Source organism: Cupriavidus sp. 96C5-1, from assembly GCF_057798855.1.
Genome location: NZ_JBYOJU010000032.1, coordinates 1 through 13408 on the forward strand (window position 1 = coordinate 1; position 13408 = coordinate 13408).

At 67.3% G+C, this 13408-nt stretch carries 13 protein-coding genes; 7 read left to right on the plus strand and 6 right to left on the minus strand.

Going from position 1 to position 13408, the window contains the following annotated elements; translation table 11 throughout:
* Positions 1 to 73: 73 nt before the first annotated feature.
* The 3 genes from ltrA to AC3FOF_RS28925 form a co-directional block, all read right to left on the minus strand.
* On the minus strand, positions 74 to 1471 hold the full coding sequence (ltrA, locus tag AC3FOF_RS28915; RefSeq protein ID WP_276268756.1) for a group II intron reverse transcriptase/maturase: 1398 nt from the start codon (positions 1469 to 1471) through the stop codon (positions 74 to 76).
* 471 nt (positions 1472 to 1942) lie between these two features.
* A complete protein-coding gene (locus AC3FOF_RS28920; RefSeq protein ID WP_488728530.1) occupies positions 1943 to 2785 on the minus strand; it encodes a fumarylacetoacetate hydrolase family protein in 843 nt (280 codons plus the stop codon).
* On the minus strand, positions 2782 to 3510 hold the full coding sequence (locus AC3FOF_RS28925) for a GntR family transcriptional regulator (RefSeq protein WP_276268754.1): 729 nt from the start codon (positions 3508 to 3510) through the stop codon (positions 2782 to 2784). The genes AC3FOF_RS28920 and AC3FOF_RS28925 overlap by 4 nt, the downstream gene beginning before the upstream one ends.
* A gap of 184 nt (positions 3511 to 3694) precedes the next feature.
* On the opposite strand from AC3FOF_RS28925, the gene AC3FOF_RS28930 reads away from it, so the two are divergent.
* The 5 genes from AC3FOF_RS28930 to AC3FOF_RS28950 all read left to right on the plus strand — a co-directional run bounded on the left by AC3FOF_RS28930 (position 3695) and on the right by AC3FOF_RS28950 (position 8769).
* A complete protein-coding gene (locus AC3FOF_RS28930; RefSeq protein WP_276268753.1) occupies positions 3695 to 4993 on the plus strand; it encodes an MFS transporter in 1299 nt (432 codons plus the stop codon).
* A 137-nt stretch (positions 4994 to 5130) separates the two neighbouring features.
* Positions 5131 to 5859: a maleate cis-trans isomerase family protein gene (locus tag AC3FOF_RS28935; protein ID WP_276268752.1), complete on the plus strand. Its 729-nt coding sequence runs from the start codon at positions 5131 to 5133 to the stop codon at positions 5857 to 5859.
* Positions 5860 to 5872: 13 nt separating this feature from the next.
* Positions 5873 to 7288, plus strand: coding sequence for a dihydropyrimidinase (gene hydA / locus AC3FOF_RS28940; RefSeq protein WP_276268751.1), 1416 nt, complete (start codon positions 5873 to 5875; stop codon positions 7286 to 7288).
* Positions 7289 to 7471: 183 nt separating this feature from the next.
* Positions 7472 to 8257, plus strand: a complete 786-nt coding sequence (locus AC3FOF_RS28945; RefSeq protein WP_488728531.1) for an aspartate/glutamate racemase family protein — start codon at positions 7472 to 7474, stop codon at positions 8255 to 8257.
* A 44-nt stretch (positions 8258 to 8301) separates the two neighbouring features.
* Positions 8302 to 8769 carry an isochorismatase family protein gene (locus AC3FOF_RS28950; protein ID WP_035805069.1) on the plus strand — a complete coding sequence of 156 codons (468 nt, stop codon included), beginning with the start codon at positions 8302 to 8304 and terminating at the stop codon, positions 8767 to 8769.
* Positions 8770 to 8781: 12 nt separating this feature from the next.
* On the opposite strand, the gene AC3FOF_RS28955 is transcribed toward AC3FOF_RS28950, so the two are convergent.
* Positions 8782 to 9729 carry an NAD-dependent epimerase/dehydratase family protein gene (locus AC3FOF_RS28955; protein ID WP_488728532.1) on the minus strand — a complete coding sequence of 316 codons (948 nt, stop codon included), beginning with the start codon at positions 9727 to 9729 and terminating at the stop codon, positions 8782 to 8784.
* 169 nt (positions 9730 to 9898) lie between these two features.
* Between AC3FOF_RS28955 and AC3FOF_RS28960 the strand changes: the two genes are divergently transcribed.
* Positions 9899 to 10792 carry a LysR family transcriptional regulator gene (locus AC3FOF_RS28960; protein ID WP_276268748.1) on the plus strand — a complete coding sequence of 298 codons (894 nt, stop codon included), beginning with the start codon at positions 9899 to 9901 and terminating at the stop codon, positions 10790 to 10792.
* A gap of 30 nt (positions 10793 to 10822) precedes the next feature.
* Here the strand turns inward: AC3FOF_RS28960 and AC3FOF_RS28965 are convergent, their stop codons facing one another.
* The gene (locus tag AC3FOF_RS28965) at positions 10823 to 11770 is read right to left on the minus strand and encodes a LysR family transcriptional regulator (RefSeq protein WP_488728533.1); all 948 of its coding nucleotides are present in this window, start codon (positions 11768 to 11770) and stop codon (positions 10823 to 10825) included.
* Positions 11771 to 11900: 130 nt separating this feature from the next.
* Between AC3FOF_RS28965 and gstA the strand changes: the two genes are divergently transcribed.
* Positions 11901 to 12527: a glutathione transferase GstA gene (gene gstA, locus AC3FOF_RS28970; protein WP_488728534.1), complete on the plus strand. Its 627-nt coding sequence runs from the start codon at positions 11901 to 11903 to the stop codon at positions 12525 to 12527.
* Between the two features lie 9 nt (positions 12528 to 12536).
* Here gstA and AC3FOF_RS28975 read toward each other — a convergent pair whose 3' ends face one another.
* Complete coding sequence (locus AC3FOF_RS28975; protein ID WP_017226297.1) at positions 12537 to 13328, minus strand: oxygen-binding di-iron domain-containing protein; 792 nt, start codon at positions 13326 to 13328, stop codon at positions 12537 to 12539.
* Positions 13329 to 13408 lie beyond the last annotated feature (80 nt).

Genomic DNA, 13408 nt, shown 5'->3' on the forward strand with positions numbered 1-13408 from the left:
AAATCGAGTAGGGTGAGGGGTCACCCCCTCAGCCCTCTCACACCACCGTACGTGCGGTTCCGCATACGGCGGTTCACAAGCGAGACTGCAGGCGCTGCTGGGTATCAAGCAGCGAGACCAGCCCCATGGCGTCGAAGTAGCGCTTATGGAACGCGGTGTTCATATGACTAGCCCCCGCATTCCACCATGGCCCATGACCATTGCGGGCCGAATGCCACGCGCGATCCTTCGTTAATCCCTGCCGACGCAGCATCACAGTGCGGGTAGCACGTCTCTTGGCCTGCCTCCATAGCAAGCAGCGCAGCCGTCGTCGCACCCACCCGTCCAGCGTCTCCAACACCCCTTTCGCTTCCGTGTATTGGAAGTACCCGATCCACCCGCGCAGCACCGGATTCAGCACTGCAATCGTATGGGCCAGGCTCCCCCCTCGCCCCGGACGCACCAACTCCCGTACCCGGGCCGTTAGCCTGCTTAGGCTTTCCGCCGCGATACGAAGCCGCGGCTGACGCTGCCCTGTCAGGCTGTAACCCAGGAACTTGCGCGCCCAAGGTCGTGCACACGCGCTCTTGCCCTCATTGACCCGCAGCTTCAGCCGCTCCTCCAGGAATGCTGTCATGCCGGCCAACAACTGCTGCCCTGCCGTCTCGCTGCGCACATAGACATTGCAGTCGTCCGCGTAACGACAGAACGCGAGGCCCCGCTTCTCCAGCTCACGGTCCCAATCCGTCAGCAGGATATTCGACAGCAACGGCGACAGCGGCCCGCCTTGCGGCGTGCCTTGCCTCCTTGCCTCGACCATCCCACCACGCATCAGCCCCGCTTCCAGATACCGCCGGATCAGCTTGAGCACCCGGACCTCCTTCACTTGCCGCGCCACCCGCGACATCAGGATGTCGTGGTTGACCCGGTCGAAGAACTTCTCCAGGTCGATGTCCACCACCCAGCGCCGGCCTTCCCGCACATACCGCTGTGCCTGCAAGACCGCCTGCTGAGCGCTGCGCCCCGGCCTGAAGCCGTAGCTCGACTCGGAGAATCCCGGCTCAAAGATCGGTTGGAGAACTTGCAGCAGCGCCTGCTGGATCAGCCGGTCCACCACCGTCGGGATGCCCAGTGTCCTCACCCCGCCCGCAGGCTTGGGGATCTCCACCGCGCGCACCGCCTGCGGGATGTATTGGCCGGTCAACAGCGCCACCTTGACGCTCGGCCAGTGCACCTTCAGCCAGTCGCGCAACGCCGTCACCGCCAGGGCATCCACCCCGGCCGCGCCGCCGTTGCTGACCACCTTCCGGTACGCCAGCCACATGTTGCCCTTCTCGACCACCGCCTCCATCAGCGATGGCGCCCGCGCTTTCGTTTGCCCGACAGCCGCCGTGCCAGCCTCCGCACCCCCATCGGCCCCAGGCAGGTTCCGCCTGCCGTCCTCCGCTGTGGGCTGCACTCGTTCGTGCATTTGGGCTTCGTCGGTAAGCATCGAGGTCTGTCGTCCTAATCGCGCTCGTTCATGTTCGGCCCTTCAGCGCCAACCGCTCGCCTACTATGGCCTCTGCTGACTTCTGCACCGCCATCCCGACGCCTCTCGACGTCGGTAGCACCATGGCAGCGGTGCAGATCTCCCCGGGTATGACGCACTCACCTTCATGCTTATGCCTGTCGGATTTACGCCGCATCGTTCCGTGCAAGTATTGGGCTTCAGCAATTACGGCTACCTCACCCCAATACGGCGCCTCGTATCCGCTTCCTGTTCGTCAGGCCAGCGCTTTGCCTCGGGCTTCCTTCAGACCCCCAGTCGCCCGGGGAACCCTTGCCTCTGGCTAACACTTCCCCTTGCCGGGTGTGTAAGGGACTTGCACCCTCAAGTGAGTGCGCCCTGCCGGGCGCACCGCAAAAAGGGCGGCCCATCGCGGGCCGCCCTTCCCTTGGCGTTCAACCGGACCAGATGGCCCTAGGCGTACGCCACCACCGTCTGCCCCTGCTCGCCCAGGCCCTCGATGCCCAGGCGCATGGTGTCGCCCGCCTTGAGGAAGCGCGGCGGCTTGAAGCCCATGCCCACGCCCGGCGGCGTGCCGGTGCAGATCAGGTCGCCGGGGTGCAGCGTCATGAAGCGGCTGACGTAGCTCACCAGCGTGGCCACGTCGAACACCATGGTGGCGGTGCTGCCCTTCTGCACGCGTTCGCCGTTGACGTCCAGCCACAGTCCCAGCGCCTGCGGGTCGGCCACTTCGTCGCGCGTGACCAGCCACGGCCCGACCGGGCAGAAGGTGTCGCAGCCCTTGCCCTTGTCCCAGGTGCCGCCGCGCTCGATCTGGAATTCGCGCTCGGATACGTCGTTGACCACGCAGTAGCCGGCGACGTGGGAGAGCGCCTGGTCGCGCGGCACATCGCGGGCGACCTTGCCGATCACCACGCCGAGCTCCACCTCCCAGTCGGTCTTCCCGGAGCCGCGCGGCAGCATCACGTCGTCGTTGGGGCCGTTGAGCGAGCTGTTGGCCTTGAGGAAGACGATGGGCTCGGCCGGCAGCGGCATGCCGGCTTCGGCGGCATGGTCGGCATAGTTCAGGCCGATCGCCACGATCTTGCCGATGCCGCTCCAGGGTACGCCGAAGCGCTCGGCCTGCACCACCGGCAGCGTGGCCGGGTCCACCTGGGCCAGCCGCGCCAGCGCCTCGGCGGACAGCTGCTGCGGCCCCAGGCCATCCAGCACGCCGGACAGGTCGCGCACGCGGCCCTCGGCATCGATCAGACCCGGGCGTTCGGCGCCAGGCTTACCCACACGTACTAGTTTCATCGTTTCCCCTTGGCTTCGGTGGCGGTGCGGCCGGCGGGCTCGGAGAGGGTCCGCGCGACCACGGTAAGGACTTCTTTTGCGGTGTTCTCGGAGTGCTGGCGCAGCACCTGCGCCAGCCGCGGGCGGCCCGGCTCGCGCAGCGCGGCCATGATGGCCTCGTGCTCCTCGAACGACTCCTGCCAGCGCAGCATATCCGCATTGGCGGCGCCGCGCGCGCGGTGGACCTTGCTCATCAGCGTGGCGTAGATGCCGGCCAGCACCGGATTGGCGGCGCCGTCGATGATGAGCTGGTGGATCTCCTGGTTGGTGCGGAAGTACTCGGTGCGCCGCCCCGCGGCGTGGGCATCGAGCATGGCCTGGTGCTTGCGCTCCAGCCGCGCCATGGCCACCTCGGACAGGCGCGCCGCGGCCAGTTCGCCGGCGGTGGCCTCGAGCCCGTGCAGCGTCTCGAAGGTGGCGCGCAGCTCGTCGAGATCCAGCGCCGCCACGCGGTAGCCGATGTATTGCCGATGCAGCACCAGCCCCTCGGACACCAGCACCTTGAGCGCCTCGCGCAGCGGCGTCTTGGAGACATCGAACATCTCGCAGAAGGCGCGTTCGTCGATGCGCGCGCCGGGCGGCAGCTCGCCCTCTTCGATCATGGTGCGCAGCCGGGCGGCGATTTCGGCCGACATGCCGAGGGTGCGCAGGCGCGCGGATTTGGGAAGCGTTTGAGTCACAGACATCACCGGGATGGGGAACATGCACCACAAGAAGGCTAACACATCCCAAAATTGTGCGTACGCAACATATAAAAATCAACAACTTACATGAGTTGTAATTACAGATTACGTATCCTATACTCCGGTCCAGTTGCGCGACACACACTATTCAAACCGCCCTACCATTCCCCCAAAGGAGACAAGCGTCATGCAAACGACAAGCCGGGCCGCAGCGCTAACGGAGACGAAGAGCTCCGTGCGCTGGAAGATTTTCCTGATGATGTTGTTCCTCATCGCCATCAACTACATCGACCGGGCCTCGCTCTCGGTGGCGATGCCGCTGATCGCCAAGGAATTCGACCTGAGCCCCACCATGCAGGGGCTGATCCTCAGCGGCTTCTTCTGGACCTACGCGGTCATGCAGATCCCCGGCGGCATGCTGGCGGACAAGTACAAGCCGCGTATCGTGATCGCCACCGCCACCATCTTCTGGGGTGCCTTCCAGGCCCTGGCGGCGGTCTGCACCAGCGCCGGCGCACTGCTGCTGACCCGCTTCGGCCTGGGTGCGGCCGAAGCGCCGATCTACCCGGCCGGCGGCAAGCTCAACGCCATCTGGATGACGCAGAACGAACGCGGCCGCGGCGCTACCCTGCTCGACGGCGGCGCGCCGCTGGGCGCGGCGCTCGGCGCCATCATCATCACCTGGCTGATCACCGCGCTGGGCTCGTGGCGCCTGGCCTTCGTGGTGGCCGGCGTGGGCACGGTGCTGGCCGGCATGTGGGCCTGGCACTACGTGCGCAATTCCCCGCGCGAGCACCGTGGCGTCAATGAACTGGAAGCCGCCTATATCGAAGCCTCGCAAGCCAGCGAACACCGCGCCGAACCGGTCAACCAGTCCGGCCGTTCGCTCGATTTCTTCAAGTACCGCTCGGTGTGGTGCATGGCGATCGGCTGGATGTGCTTCAACAGCGTCTTCTACGGCCTGCTGACCTGGATGCCCAACTACCTGAACAAGGTGCATGGCTTCGACATCAAGCAGATGGGCGGCGCCAGCTTCATCATCTTCTTCGCCGGCTTTATCGGCGAGCTGATCGGCGGCTGGATCGCCGACAAGTGGAAGGCCGCCGGCGGCGCGCCCAACCTGGTGATGCGCACCCTGTTCGGCATCGCCGCCGTGGTCGCCACCGTGTCGATCTTCTCGGTGGCCTATGTGAAGGATCCGGTGGTGGTGGTGGCCCTGCTCTCCTCCACGCTGTTCTTCCTGCGCTGGTGCGGCCTGTACTGGTGCATCCCGTCCATCCTCGGCACCCGCAACAAGGTGGGCTTCCTGGGCGGCGTGATGAACCTGGGCGGCAATGTGGGCGGCATCACCGTGCCCATCATCGTCGGCCTGATCGTGCAGTACACCGGCTCCTACTTCCTGGCGCTGATGTTCTTCGCCGCCGCCGGCGTGGGCCTGCTGATCGCCTCCACCGCGATCGACTACGAGAAGAAGCTGCCGGTCTGAGCCGGGCCGGGCACCGCCCTCGCCTTCAACGGCGCGCCCGAACAGTAAAACCGCAAAGAACGGACAACAAAAAGCGAGGCACCGGCTCGCCGCAACCATGCGCGCCGGCCTCGCCAACTCCCGAGAGCACGACTCCCATGACCAAACGCACCCTTCTCGGCATGCTCACGCCGTCATCCAATACCGCGCTGGAACCCATCACCAGCGCCATGGTGAGCGGCCTGCCGAACGTCAGCGCGCACTTCTCGCGCTTCACCGTCACCGAGATCTCGCTGCGCGACCAGGCGCTGGGCCAGTTCGATCTGGACAAGATCATCGGCGCCGCCAGGCTGCTGGCCGATGCGCGCGTGGACGTGATCGCCTGGAACGGCACCTCCTCCGGCTGGCTCGGCTTCGAGAAAGACCAGGCGCTGTGCCGCCAGATCACCGAAGCCACCGGCATCCCCGCCACCACCTCGGTGCTGGCGCTCAACGAGATCCTCGACAAGACCGGCGCGCGCGACTTCGGCCTGGTCACGCCTTACCTGGACGACGTGCAGCAGCGCATCGTGCAGAACTACGAGCGCAACGGCTACCGCTGCGCCGCCGAGCGCCATCTCGACCTGCACGTGAACTACAGCTTCGCCGAGGTGGAGGAAGACACCATCCGCCGCATGGTGCGCGAAGTGGCGCAGCACAGGCCGGCGGCCATCACCACGTTCTGCACCAACCTGCGCGCGGCGCACCTGGCGCAGGCGCTGGAAGCCGAGACCGGCATTCCCGTCTACGACACCATCTCCACCGTGGTATGGAAATCGCTGCGGCTGGCCGGCGTGGACACGCGCGCGCTGCGCGGCTGGGGCCGCTTGTTTGCCGAAGTGGAATGAAGGAGCAGGGCGCATGAACACCGAACTCGATCTCGTCATCCGCAACGCCGAAGTGGTCACCGCCGCCGATCGCTTCACCTGCGATATCGGCGTGCGCGATGGCCGCATCGCCGTGCTGGGCCATGACCTGCCGCGCGGCACGCGCGAGATGGATGCAACGGGCCTGCTGGCGCTGCCCGGCGGCGTGGATGGCCATTGCCACCTCGACCAGCCCATGCCCGACGGCATGCGCATGGCCGACGATTTCTTCACCGGCACGCGCGCCGCCGTGTGCGGCGGCACCACCACGGTGATCCCGTTCGCGGCGCAGGAAAAGGGCGGCTCGCTCAAGGCCGCGGTGGCCGACTACCATCGCCGTGCCGAAGGCCGCGCGGTGGCGGACTACGGCTTCCACCTGATCGTGGCCGATCCCACGCCCGAAGTGCTGCGCAACGAGTTGCCCGAACTGATCCGCCAGGGCTATACCTCGTTCAAGGTCTATATGACCTACGACGATCTCAAGCTCTCCGACCGGGAAATGCTGGACGTGCTCGAGGTGGCCAAGCGCAACGGCGCGCTGGTGATGGTGCATGCCGAGAACGCCGATTGCATCTCGTGGCTGACCGAGAAGCTGGTTGGGGAAGGGCGCATTTCGCCGCGCTTCCATGGCATGGCGCGTCCTGCCCTGGTGGAACGCGAAGCCACGCATCGTGCGATCACCTTCGCCGAACTGGTCGATGTGCCCATCCTGATCGTCCATGTATCCGGCAAGGAAGCGATCGAGCAGATCCGCTGGGCGCAGGGCAGGGGGCTGCCGATCCTGGCGGAGACCTGTCCGCAGTATCTGTATCTCACGGCCGAGGACATGGGCTGGACTGGCGACGACGGCTATGAAGGCGCGAAGTGCGTCTGCAGCCCGCCGCCGCGCGATCCGGAGAACCAGGCCGCGGTCTGGCGCGCACTGGCCAACGGGGTGTTCAGCGTGTTCTCATCGGATCATGCGCCATTTAACTATGACGATCCGCAGGGGAAGAAACCGGGCGGCGCGGCGCAGCGTTTCGATCATATTCCCAATGGCGTTCCCGGCATCGAGACGCGCTTGCCGTTGCTGTTCGACGGCGTTGCGAAGGGCAGGCTCTCCTTGCATCAGTTCGTCGAGTTGACGTCCTATCGGCCGGCCCGGCTTTATGGCCTGTATCCGAGAAAGGGGACGATCGCCGTGGGCGCGGACGCGGATATCGCTTTGTGGAATCCGCAGAAGAAGGTGCGGATTGCCAATGCCGCGCTTCACCATGCGGTGGATTACACGCCGTACGAGGGGATCGAAGTCACCGGTTGGCCGGTGCACTGCTTCTCGCGTGGGGAATTGCTGGTGGAGGATGGGAAGTACCTGGAACCTTCGCCGGGGCGGGGGCGGTTTTTGCCGGCTGGGGCGCCGGTGTTGGGTTGATGGTTTTGGGTGGATGGATGCCTCGACTTCAACGTCAACTTCTTCGCTTCAACTTCGCTTCAACTGCTTGACGTCAACGACGAGGCGCCCCATACGGCCTGGCAGACCTTCACGGCTCGCTTCGCATCGCTTGAAGGGTGGCCCCTGGGGGCCTGATCCCTGATGTATTTTCCGGACTTGATCATGCGCATTCTTGTTGTTAATCCCAATATTTCCGAGAGCGTTACCGAACTGATCCACGCGGAGGCTTTGCGCTCGGTTTCGCCCGGCACTTCGTTGACCATGGCTACGGCGCAGTTTGGCGTGGCCTATATCGAGACGCGCTTCGAGGCGCTGGTGGGCGGCTATGCCACGGCTTGCGTGGCGGCGGAGCACCAGGGGCGGTTCGATGGCCTGGTGGTGGCGGCGTTCGGCGATCCGGGGCTGGCGGGGCTGAAGGAGTTGTTCAATGTGCCGGTGGTGGGCATGACGGAGGCCGCCCTGGCGAGCGCCTGCCTGCTGGGGCAGCGCTTTTCCATCATCGCGATTTCGCATCGGATCGAGGCGTGGTATCGCGAGTGCGTGGCGGCCAGCGGACTGACCGCGCGGCTGGCCAGCGTGCGGTCGTTGCAGCAGCCGCTGCGCGATATCGGCAGCGTGCAGGAGGACCACGCCGCGCGGCTGGAGGAAATGAGCCTGCAGGCGGTGCGCGAGGACGGCGCGGACGTGATCATCGTGGCGGGGGCACCGCTGGCGGGCCTGGCGCGTACGCTCAGGGACCGGATTCCGGTGCCGGTGGTGGACGGCGTGTCGAGCGCCATCCGCCACTGCGAGAGCCTGGTCGCGCTGGCGCCCACCGGCGCCGCGGAAGGCAGTTTCGCGCGGCCGCCGCGCAAGCCCAATCGCGGCTTGCCGCCGACGCTGGCGGCCATGCTGGACCAGGACGAGGCTGTGGCGTGCGGCCGGACATGGAGCGGCCGTCTCCTATAATGCTCCGGCCAAGCATGCCGATGCGACCGCCGGAGAGCAATACCTTGCGACAAGCCCTGTTGATCGTCGATGTCCAGCCCACCTTCTCGCCGCCGCAATGGCTGATCGACGGCCTGCTGTCACTGATAGGCCGGATGCCTTCGGCGGCGACCGTGGAACACCATGACGAAGCGCGCACGCCGTTCATGCGCCAGCTTGGCTGGGCACCCGGCACAGGCGACCAGTCCCTGATTCCGGCGGATCGCGTGTTCGTGAAGCATGGCTATCTGCCGTCCGCAGAGACCATCGCGTATCTGCGCGAACTGGCGCCCGAGCGCGTGCTGGTCGCGGGCATCCAGACCGAGACGTGCGTGCTGGCGGCGGGATTCGCGCTGTTTGACGCCGGGCTGCAGCCCACGCTGGTCTCCGACCTCACCGTGGGCTCCTCACTCGATCCTTCCGGTGCGCTGGGCGTGCAGCTGTGGCGGCATCATTTCGGCAGCGTGATCGCGCGGGCCGATGCGATGACGTAGCCGCCGCCGCGCCTACGCTGCCACACGCAAACCCAGTTCGCCAAGACTCGCACGCAGCGCCTGCCTGAGCGGCGTGCGCGGCAACGCGCCTGCCAGCGCTTCCAGCGCGCTGCCGTCGAGCGCGTGCGGCACCTTCCACAGGTACGCCATCTCGGCCAGCTCGCGCCACATCGGCACCACCGCGCCCCCCGCGCGGATCAGCCACCACGGCATGCCGCCCACGCGCGGCGCTTGCCGCATGCCGCTGGCTTCGGCCAGCGCGCTCACCAGTTCGTCGCCCGTCAGGGTATCGCCGGCGAAATGCAGTACGGCATGGCCGCGCAGGCCGGCATGGCGCGCGGCGACCGCAACGAATGCCTGCGCCAGATCGGGCAGGTAGGCCCAGGCATGCGCGCGGTCGCGCGGGCCGGGGTAGACCACCTTGCCTTGATCGAGCGATTTGGCGATCGCCAGGTCCATCCACGCGCCCCGCCCCGGGCCGCCGAAGAAATCCCCGGCACGGATGACCACGCTGCGCAGCGCGGGTGCGCGTGCGCGCATGGCGGCTTCGATGGCGCAGCGGATTTCGCCTTTGCGCGTGCTCGGCCGCGCCACGGTGTCGGGCCGCAGCAGGGCCGGCATCGATTCGCCGAAGTTGTAGACATTGCCCGGGAAGAGCAACAGCGCGTCCAGCGCCTGCGCCACGTCCATCGCGTTGCGCGCCAGCGTTTCGGCGTGCCGCTCCCATTCCGTGTAGACCGGGTTGAGGGCGTTCACCACCACGCTGGCGCCGCGCGCCGCCGTCACCAGCTGGGCAGTGTCCGCCACACCGGTGGCGAGGCTGCGCACGCCGTGCGGCACCGCGCCGGCAAGCGGTCGCCGCGCCTGTGCCAGCACGCGCCAGCCGGCGGCGGCAAAGGCCTCCACCAGGGTGCGGCCCAGCCGGCCGTTGGCGCCCAGGATCAATACGGTTTCGCTCACGACGTTCTCCATGTGATGCCGCCCCTGCCGCCCGTGCCCCGTGGCCGGCGGGATTCGTTCGAGACCATTGTGGGCGATCCCGCGCTGCCCCACAATTGCATGAACTTGCAAGTCCGGGATGCATTTTTGAATATCGCGCCGCGCCTTCGCGGCGCAGGGAGAGATCAGGATGGCCGAGGAATTCGACTGGACGCTGATGCGCTCCTTCCTGGCCGTGATGGAGTGCGGCAGCCTGCTGGGCGCGGCGCGGCGGCTGTCCAGCAGCCAGCCCACGCTGGGGCGCCATGTGGCGCAACTGGAAGCGCAGCTCGGCGTGCCGCTGTTCGAGCGCACCGGCCACGGCCTGCAGCCCACCGACGCGGCCCGCGCCATCGCCGGACATGCGCGCGCGATGCAGCAAGGCGCCGATGCGGTGGCGCGCACGCTGGCACGCAGCGAGACCGGCGTCAAAGGCACCGTGCGCATCTCGGCCAGCCGCGCGGTGGCGAGTTTCCTGCTGCCGCCGCTGCTCGCCGATCTGCGCCTGCGCGAGCCGCAGCTCGCCATCGAGGTGGTGTCGTCCAACGAGGTCAGCAACCTGCTGCGGCGCGAGGCAGATATCGCCATTCGCATGGTGCGGCCGGAGCAGGCCTCGCTGATCGCGCGCAAGGTGGCGGCGGTGCCGCTATGCGCCTGCGCCCATGAGGACTACCTGCGCCGCAAGGGTGTGCCGCGCACGCCGCAGGACCTGCTGCGCCACGAGTTGATCGGCTATGACCGCGACGACACCATCGTGCGCGGCATGCGCGGCATGGGCCTGGAAATCAGCCGCGAGGCCTTCGGCGTGCGCAGCGACGACGACATCGTCCTGTGGCAGTCGATCCGTGCCGGGCTGGGCGTGGGCTTCGCCGCGCGCTATATCGCCGCCGGCGACCCGCGCGTGCGCACCGTGCTGGCGGAGCTGCCGATTCCGCCGCTGCCGGTCTGGCTCACCGTGCATCGCGAGATCCGCGCCAGCGTACGCATCCGCGCCGTCTACGACTTCCTCGCCAGTGCCATTCCCGCCGCGCTGGCAGCGCCATGAGCCGCGGACCGCGCAGCCTGGATAGACGGACTACCCGTCCAGCCAGACATGCTCCGCAAGATGGCTGACCACGGTGGCGATGCGCCGCAGGTGCCGCGACTCGGGATGGGTCAGCAGCCACAGGTCGGTCTGGCATTCCTCCAGCGGGCCGGTCAGTTCGACCAGCCTGCCGCTGCGCCGTCCCATCATCAGCGAGACGACGCCCGCGCCCAGGCCGGCCTCCACCGCCTCCACCACGCCGGCGATGCTGTTGACGCCGTACTGCGGCGCCACGCGCGGCAGGTGCTTGCGCCGCCAGCGCACCGACGGGTGATCGGGCAAGGCCTCGTCGGGGGCGATCCACGGCAGGGCCGATAGCGCCGATAGCGCGGCAGCGTCGAAGGACCCGCCCGGCGCCGGCACCGGCACGCCCGCCGCCTCGACCAGTTCGCGCGCGGCGAACACCGCCACGCGCAAGGGACCCAGGCGCCTGCCGATCAGGTGGTCCGGCGGCTGCCGCGTGGCGCGCACGGCGATGTCGGCATCGCGCCGGGTCAGGCTGACCAGTTCGTTGGTGGCGATCATCTCGAAGCGCAGCCCGGGATGGCGGCGCCCGAGCGGCGCCAGCGCCGGCAGCACCATGCCATGCAGCACGGTATCGGTGGTGGTGATGCGCACCAGCCCGGTCACGGTCTGTGCCGACAGCGCCGCATGGCTGCGCGCGGCTTCCAGTTCGGACTCGATGCGCTCGGCATGCTGGGCGAACTGCTGGGCCAGTTCGGTGGGCAGGTAGCCCGCGCGGCTGCGCTCGAACAGGCGCCGGCCCAGGCCCTTCTCGATGCGCTGCAAGGCGCGGAATACCGTGGAGGCATCGAGCCCGAGCCTGCGGCCGGCTTCGGCCAGGGTGGCGCCGCGGACCAGGGCGAGCACGATGTCGAGGTCGGGGGAGGATAGCTGGTATGGCATGGCGTATTGCACCGACGCAATCATTACTTGCATCGGCGCGCATTGTGATTGCGTAACCGCAATCCTAGACTGACGCCACGGTCACGACAAGCCGTGACGGCAACCCCCGGCGGCACGCCCTCTTGCCGCCTCCCCGAAAAGAAATGAAAAGAAAAGGAATCCGATGAAACTCTATTACTCCCCCGGTGCCTGCTCCCTGGCCGTCCATATCGCGCTGCGCGAAGCCGGGCTGCCTTTCACCCTGGCCAAGGTCGAACTCCCCGCGCACAAGCTGACGGTGGCGGAGAACGGCAGCGACGACTTCTATGCGATCAGCCCGCGCGGCTACGTGCCGCTGCTGCAGCTGGACGACGGCTCGCGCCACACCGAAGCCGCCTCGCTGCTGCAATACGTGGGCGACCTGGCGCCCGGCCATGCGCTGCTGCCGGCGGCCGGCACCAGGGAACGCCTCGAAACGGTAGGCTGGCTGACCCTGGTCTCCACCGAACTGCACAAGGTCTTCAGCCCCTGGCTGTGGCACAAGGAAACCGCCGACAGCACGCGCGAGCAATGCCTGGACAAGGTGGCCCGGCGCTTCGCCGAACTCGACCAGCACCTGGCCACGCGCGAGTACCTCGGCGGCAAACAGTTCACGGTGGCCGACGCCTACTGCTTCGCCGTCGTCAACTGGGCCAACTTCCTGCACATCCCGCTGAGCGCTTACCCCGCGCTGCAGGCCTACCTGTCGCGCGTGGCGGCACGGCCCAAGGTGCACGAGGCGCTCAAGGCGGAAGGATTGACGCGCGACTGAGCGCGCGGCTCAGGCTGGCGCGCTGTTACAGGGCGGCAGCCTGTAGTCGTCCTGGCTCAGCAGGTCGAGCCCGCACGCCAGCGCCGCGACCCAGTCGATGAATTGCGCCACCATGGCCTTGCCGCGAAAGGACGGCCCGTGCTGCGGCACGATCCATTCGATATCCAGCTCGCGCACCATATTGGCCCACAGCCGGCAGGCGCGGTTGCCGCTCATGTAACGCTGGTGGAACGGCAGCATGGCGCGGGTGTGGGCGGCAAAATCGCTGACCACCGCGCCGGCTTCCCGTGCGCTGGTCATGGCCGCGCCGAGGTCGCCGGAGAACAGGATCTTGCTGACCGGATCGTAAAACTGGAAATTGCCCTCCGAGTGCAGGAAATGCGCCGGTACCGCCAGCAGGGTGCAGTTGCCGAGCGGAATCGGCATGCCGGCGTCGGGGATGGTGACGATGCGGCCTTCGGTCTTGCCCGCCTGGCAGAAATGCGGCAGGAAGCGCGCCCAGACGCGCGAGATCAGCACGCTGCTGGTGGAGGCGGTCAGCCAGCGTCCGATCGAGGCGACGATATCCGGGTCGGCGTGCGAGGCCAGCACATAATCCAGCTGCTTGGGCGGGAAATAGCGGCTGATGGCCAGGAACAGCTCGCCGTAGGTCATATGCCCGCCGGGATCGATCAGCGCGCCGTGGCCATGATCGACGATCAGGAACTGGTTGGTCTGCACCACCTCGCCGTGCTCCTCCTCGACCAGGTCGGAAAACAACAGGCAGGTATGCCCGTCGGCTTCGTATAGCGTGATTGCCATCGGCTGTCTCTCCCCAAAGCGGCGAAAGTAGCGATGGTGGCGCGGCGGCGGCTTGACGCCGGTCAAGTATCGTTCGGATC

Coding starts and splice junctions, on each gene's coding strand:
- ltrA (WP_276268756.1), bottom strand. CDS start 1,471: ATGCTTACCGACGAAGCCCAAATGCACGAACGAGTGCAGCCCACAGCG.
- AC3FOF_RS28920 (WP_488728530.1), bottom strand. CDS start 2,785: ATGAAACTAGTACGTGTGGGTAAGCCTGGCGCCGAACGCCCGGGTCTG.
- AC3FOF_RS28925 (WP_276268754.1), bottom strand. CDS start 3,510: ATGTCTGTGACTCAAACGCTTCCCAAATCCGCGCGCCTGCGCACCCTC.
- AC3FOF_RS28930 (WP_276268753.1), top strand. CDS start 3,695: ATGCAAACGACAAGCCGGGCCGCAGCGCTAACGGAGACGAAGAGCTCC.
- AC3FOF_RS28935 (WP_276268752.1), top strand. CDS start 5,131: ATGACCAAACGCACCCTTCTCGGCATGCTCACGCCGTCATCCAATACC.
- hydA (WP_276268751.1), top strand. CDS start 5,873: ATGAACACCGAACTCGATCTCGTCATCCGCAACGCCGAAGTGGTCACC.
- AC3FOF_RS28945 (WP_488728531.1), top strand. CDS start 7,472: ATGCGCATTCTTGTTGTTAATCCCAATATTTCCGAGAGCGTTACCGAA.
- AC3FOF_RS28960 (WP_276268748.1), top strand. CDS start 9,899: ATGGCCGAGGAATTCGACTGGACGCTGATGCGCTCCTTCCTGGCCGTG.
- AC3FOF_RS28965 (WP_488728533.1), bottom strand. CDS start 11,770: ATGCAAGTAATGATTGCGTCGGTGCAATACGCCATGCCATACCAGCTA.
- gstA (WP_488728534.1), top strand. CDS start 11,901: ATGAAACTCTATTACTCCCCCGGTGCCTGCTCCCTGGCCGTCCATATC.
- AC3FOF_RS28975 (WP_017226297.1), bottom strand. CDS start 13,328: ATGGCAATCACGCTATACGAAGCCGACGGGCATACCTGCCTGTTGTTT.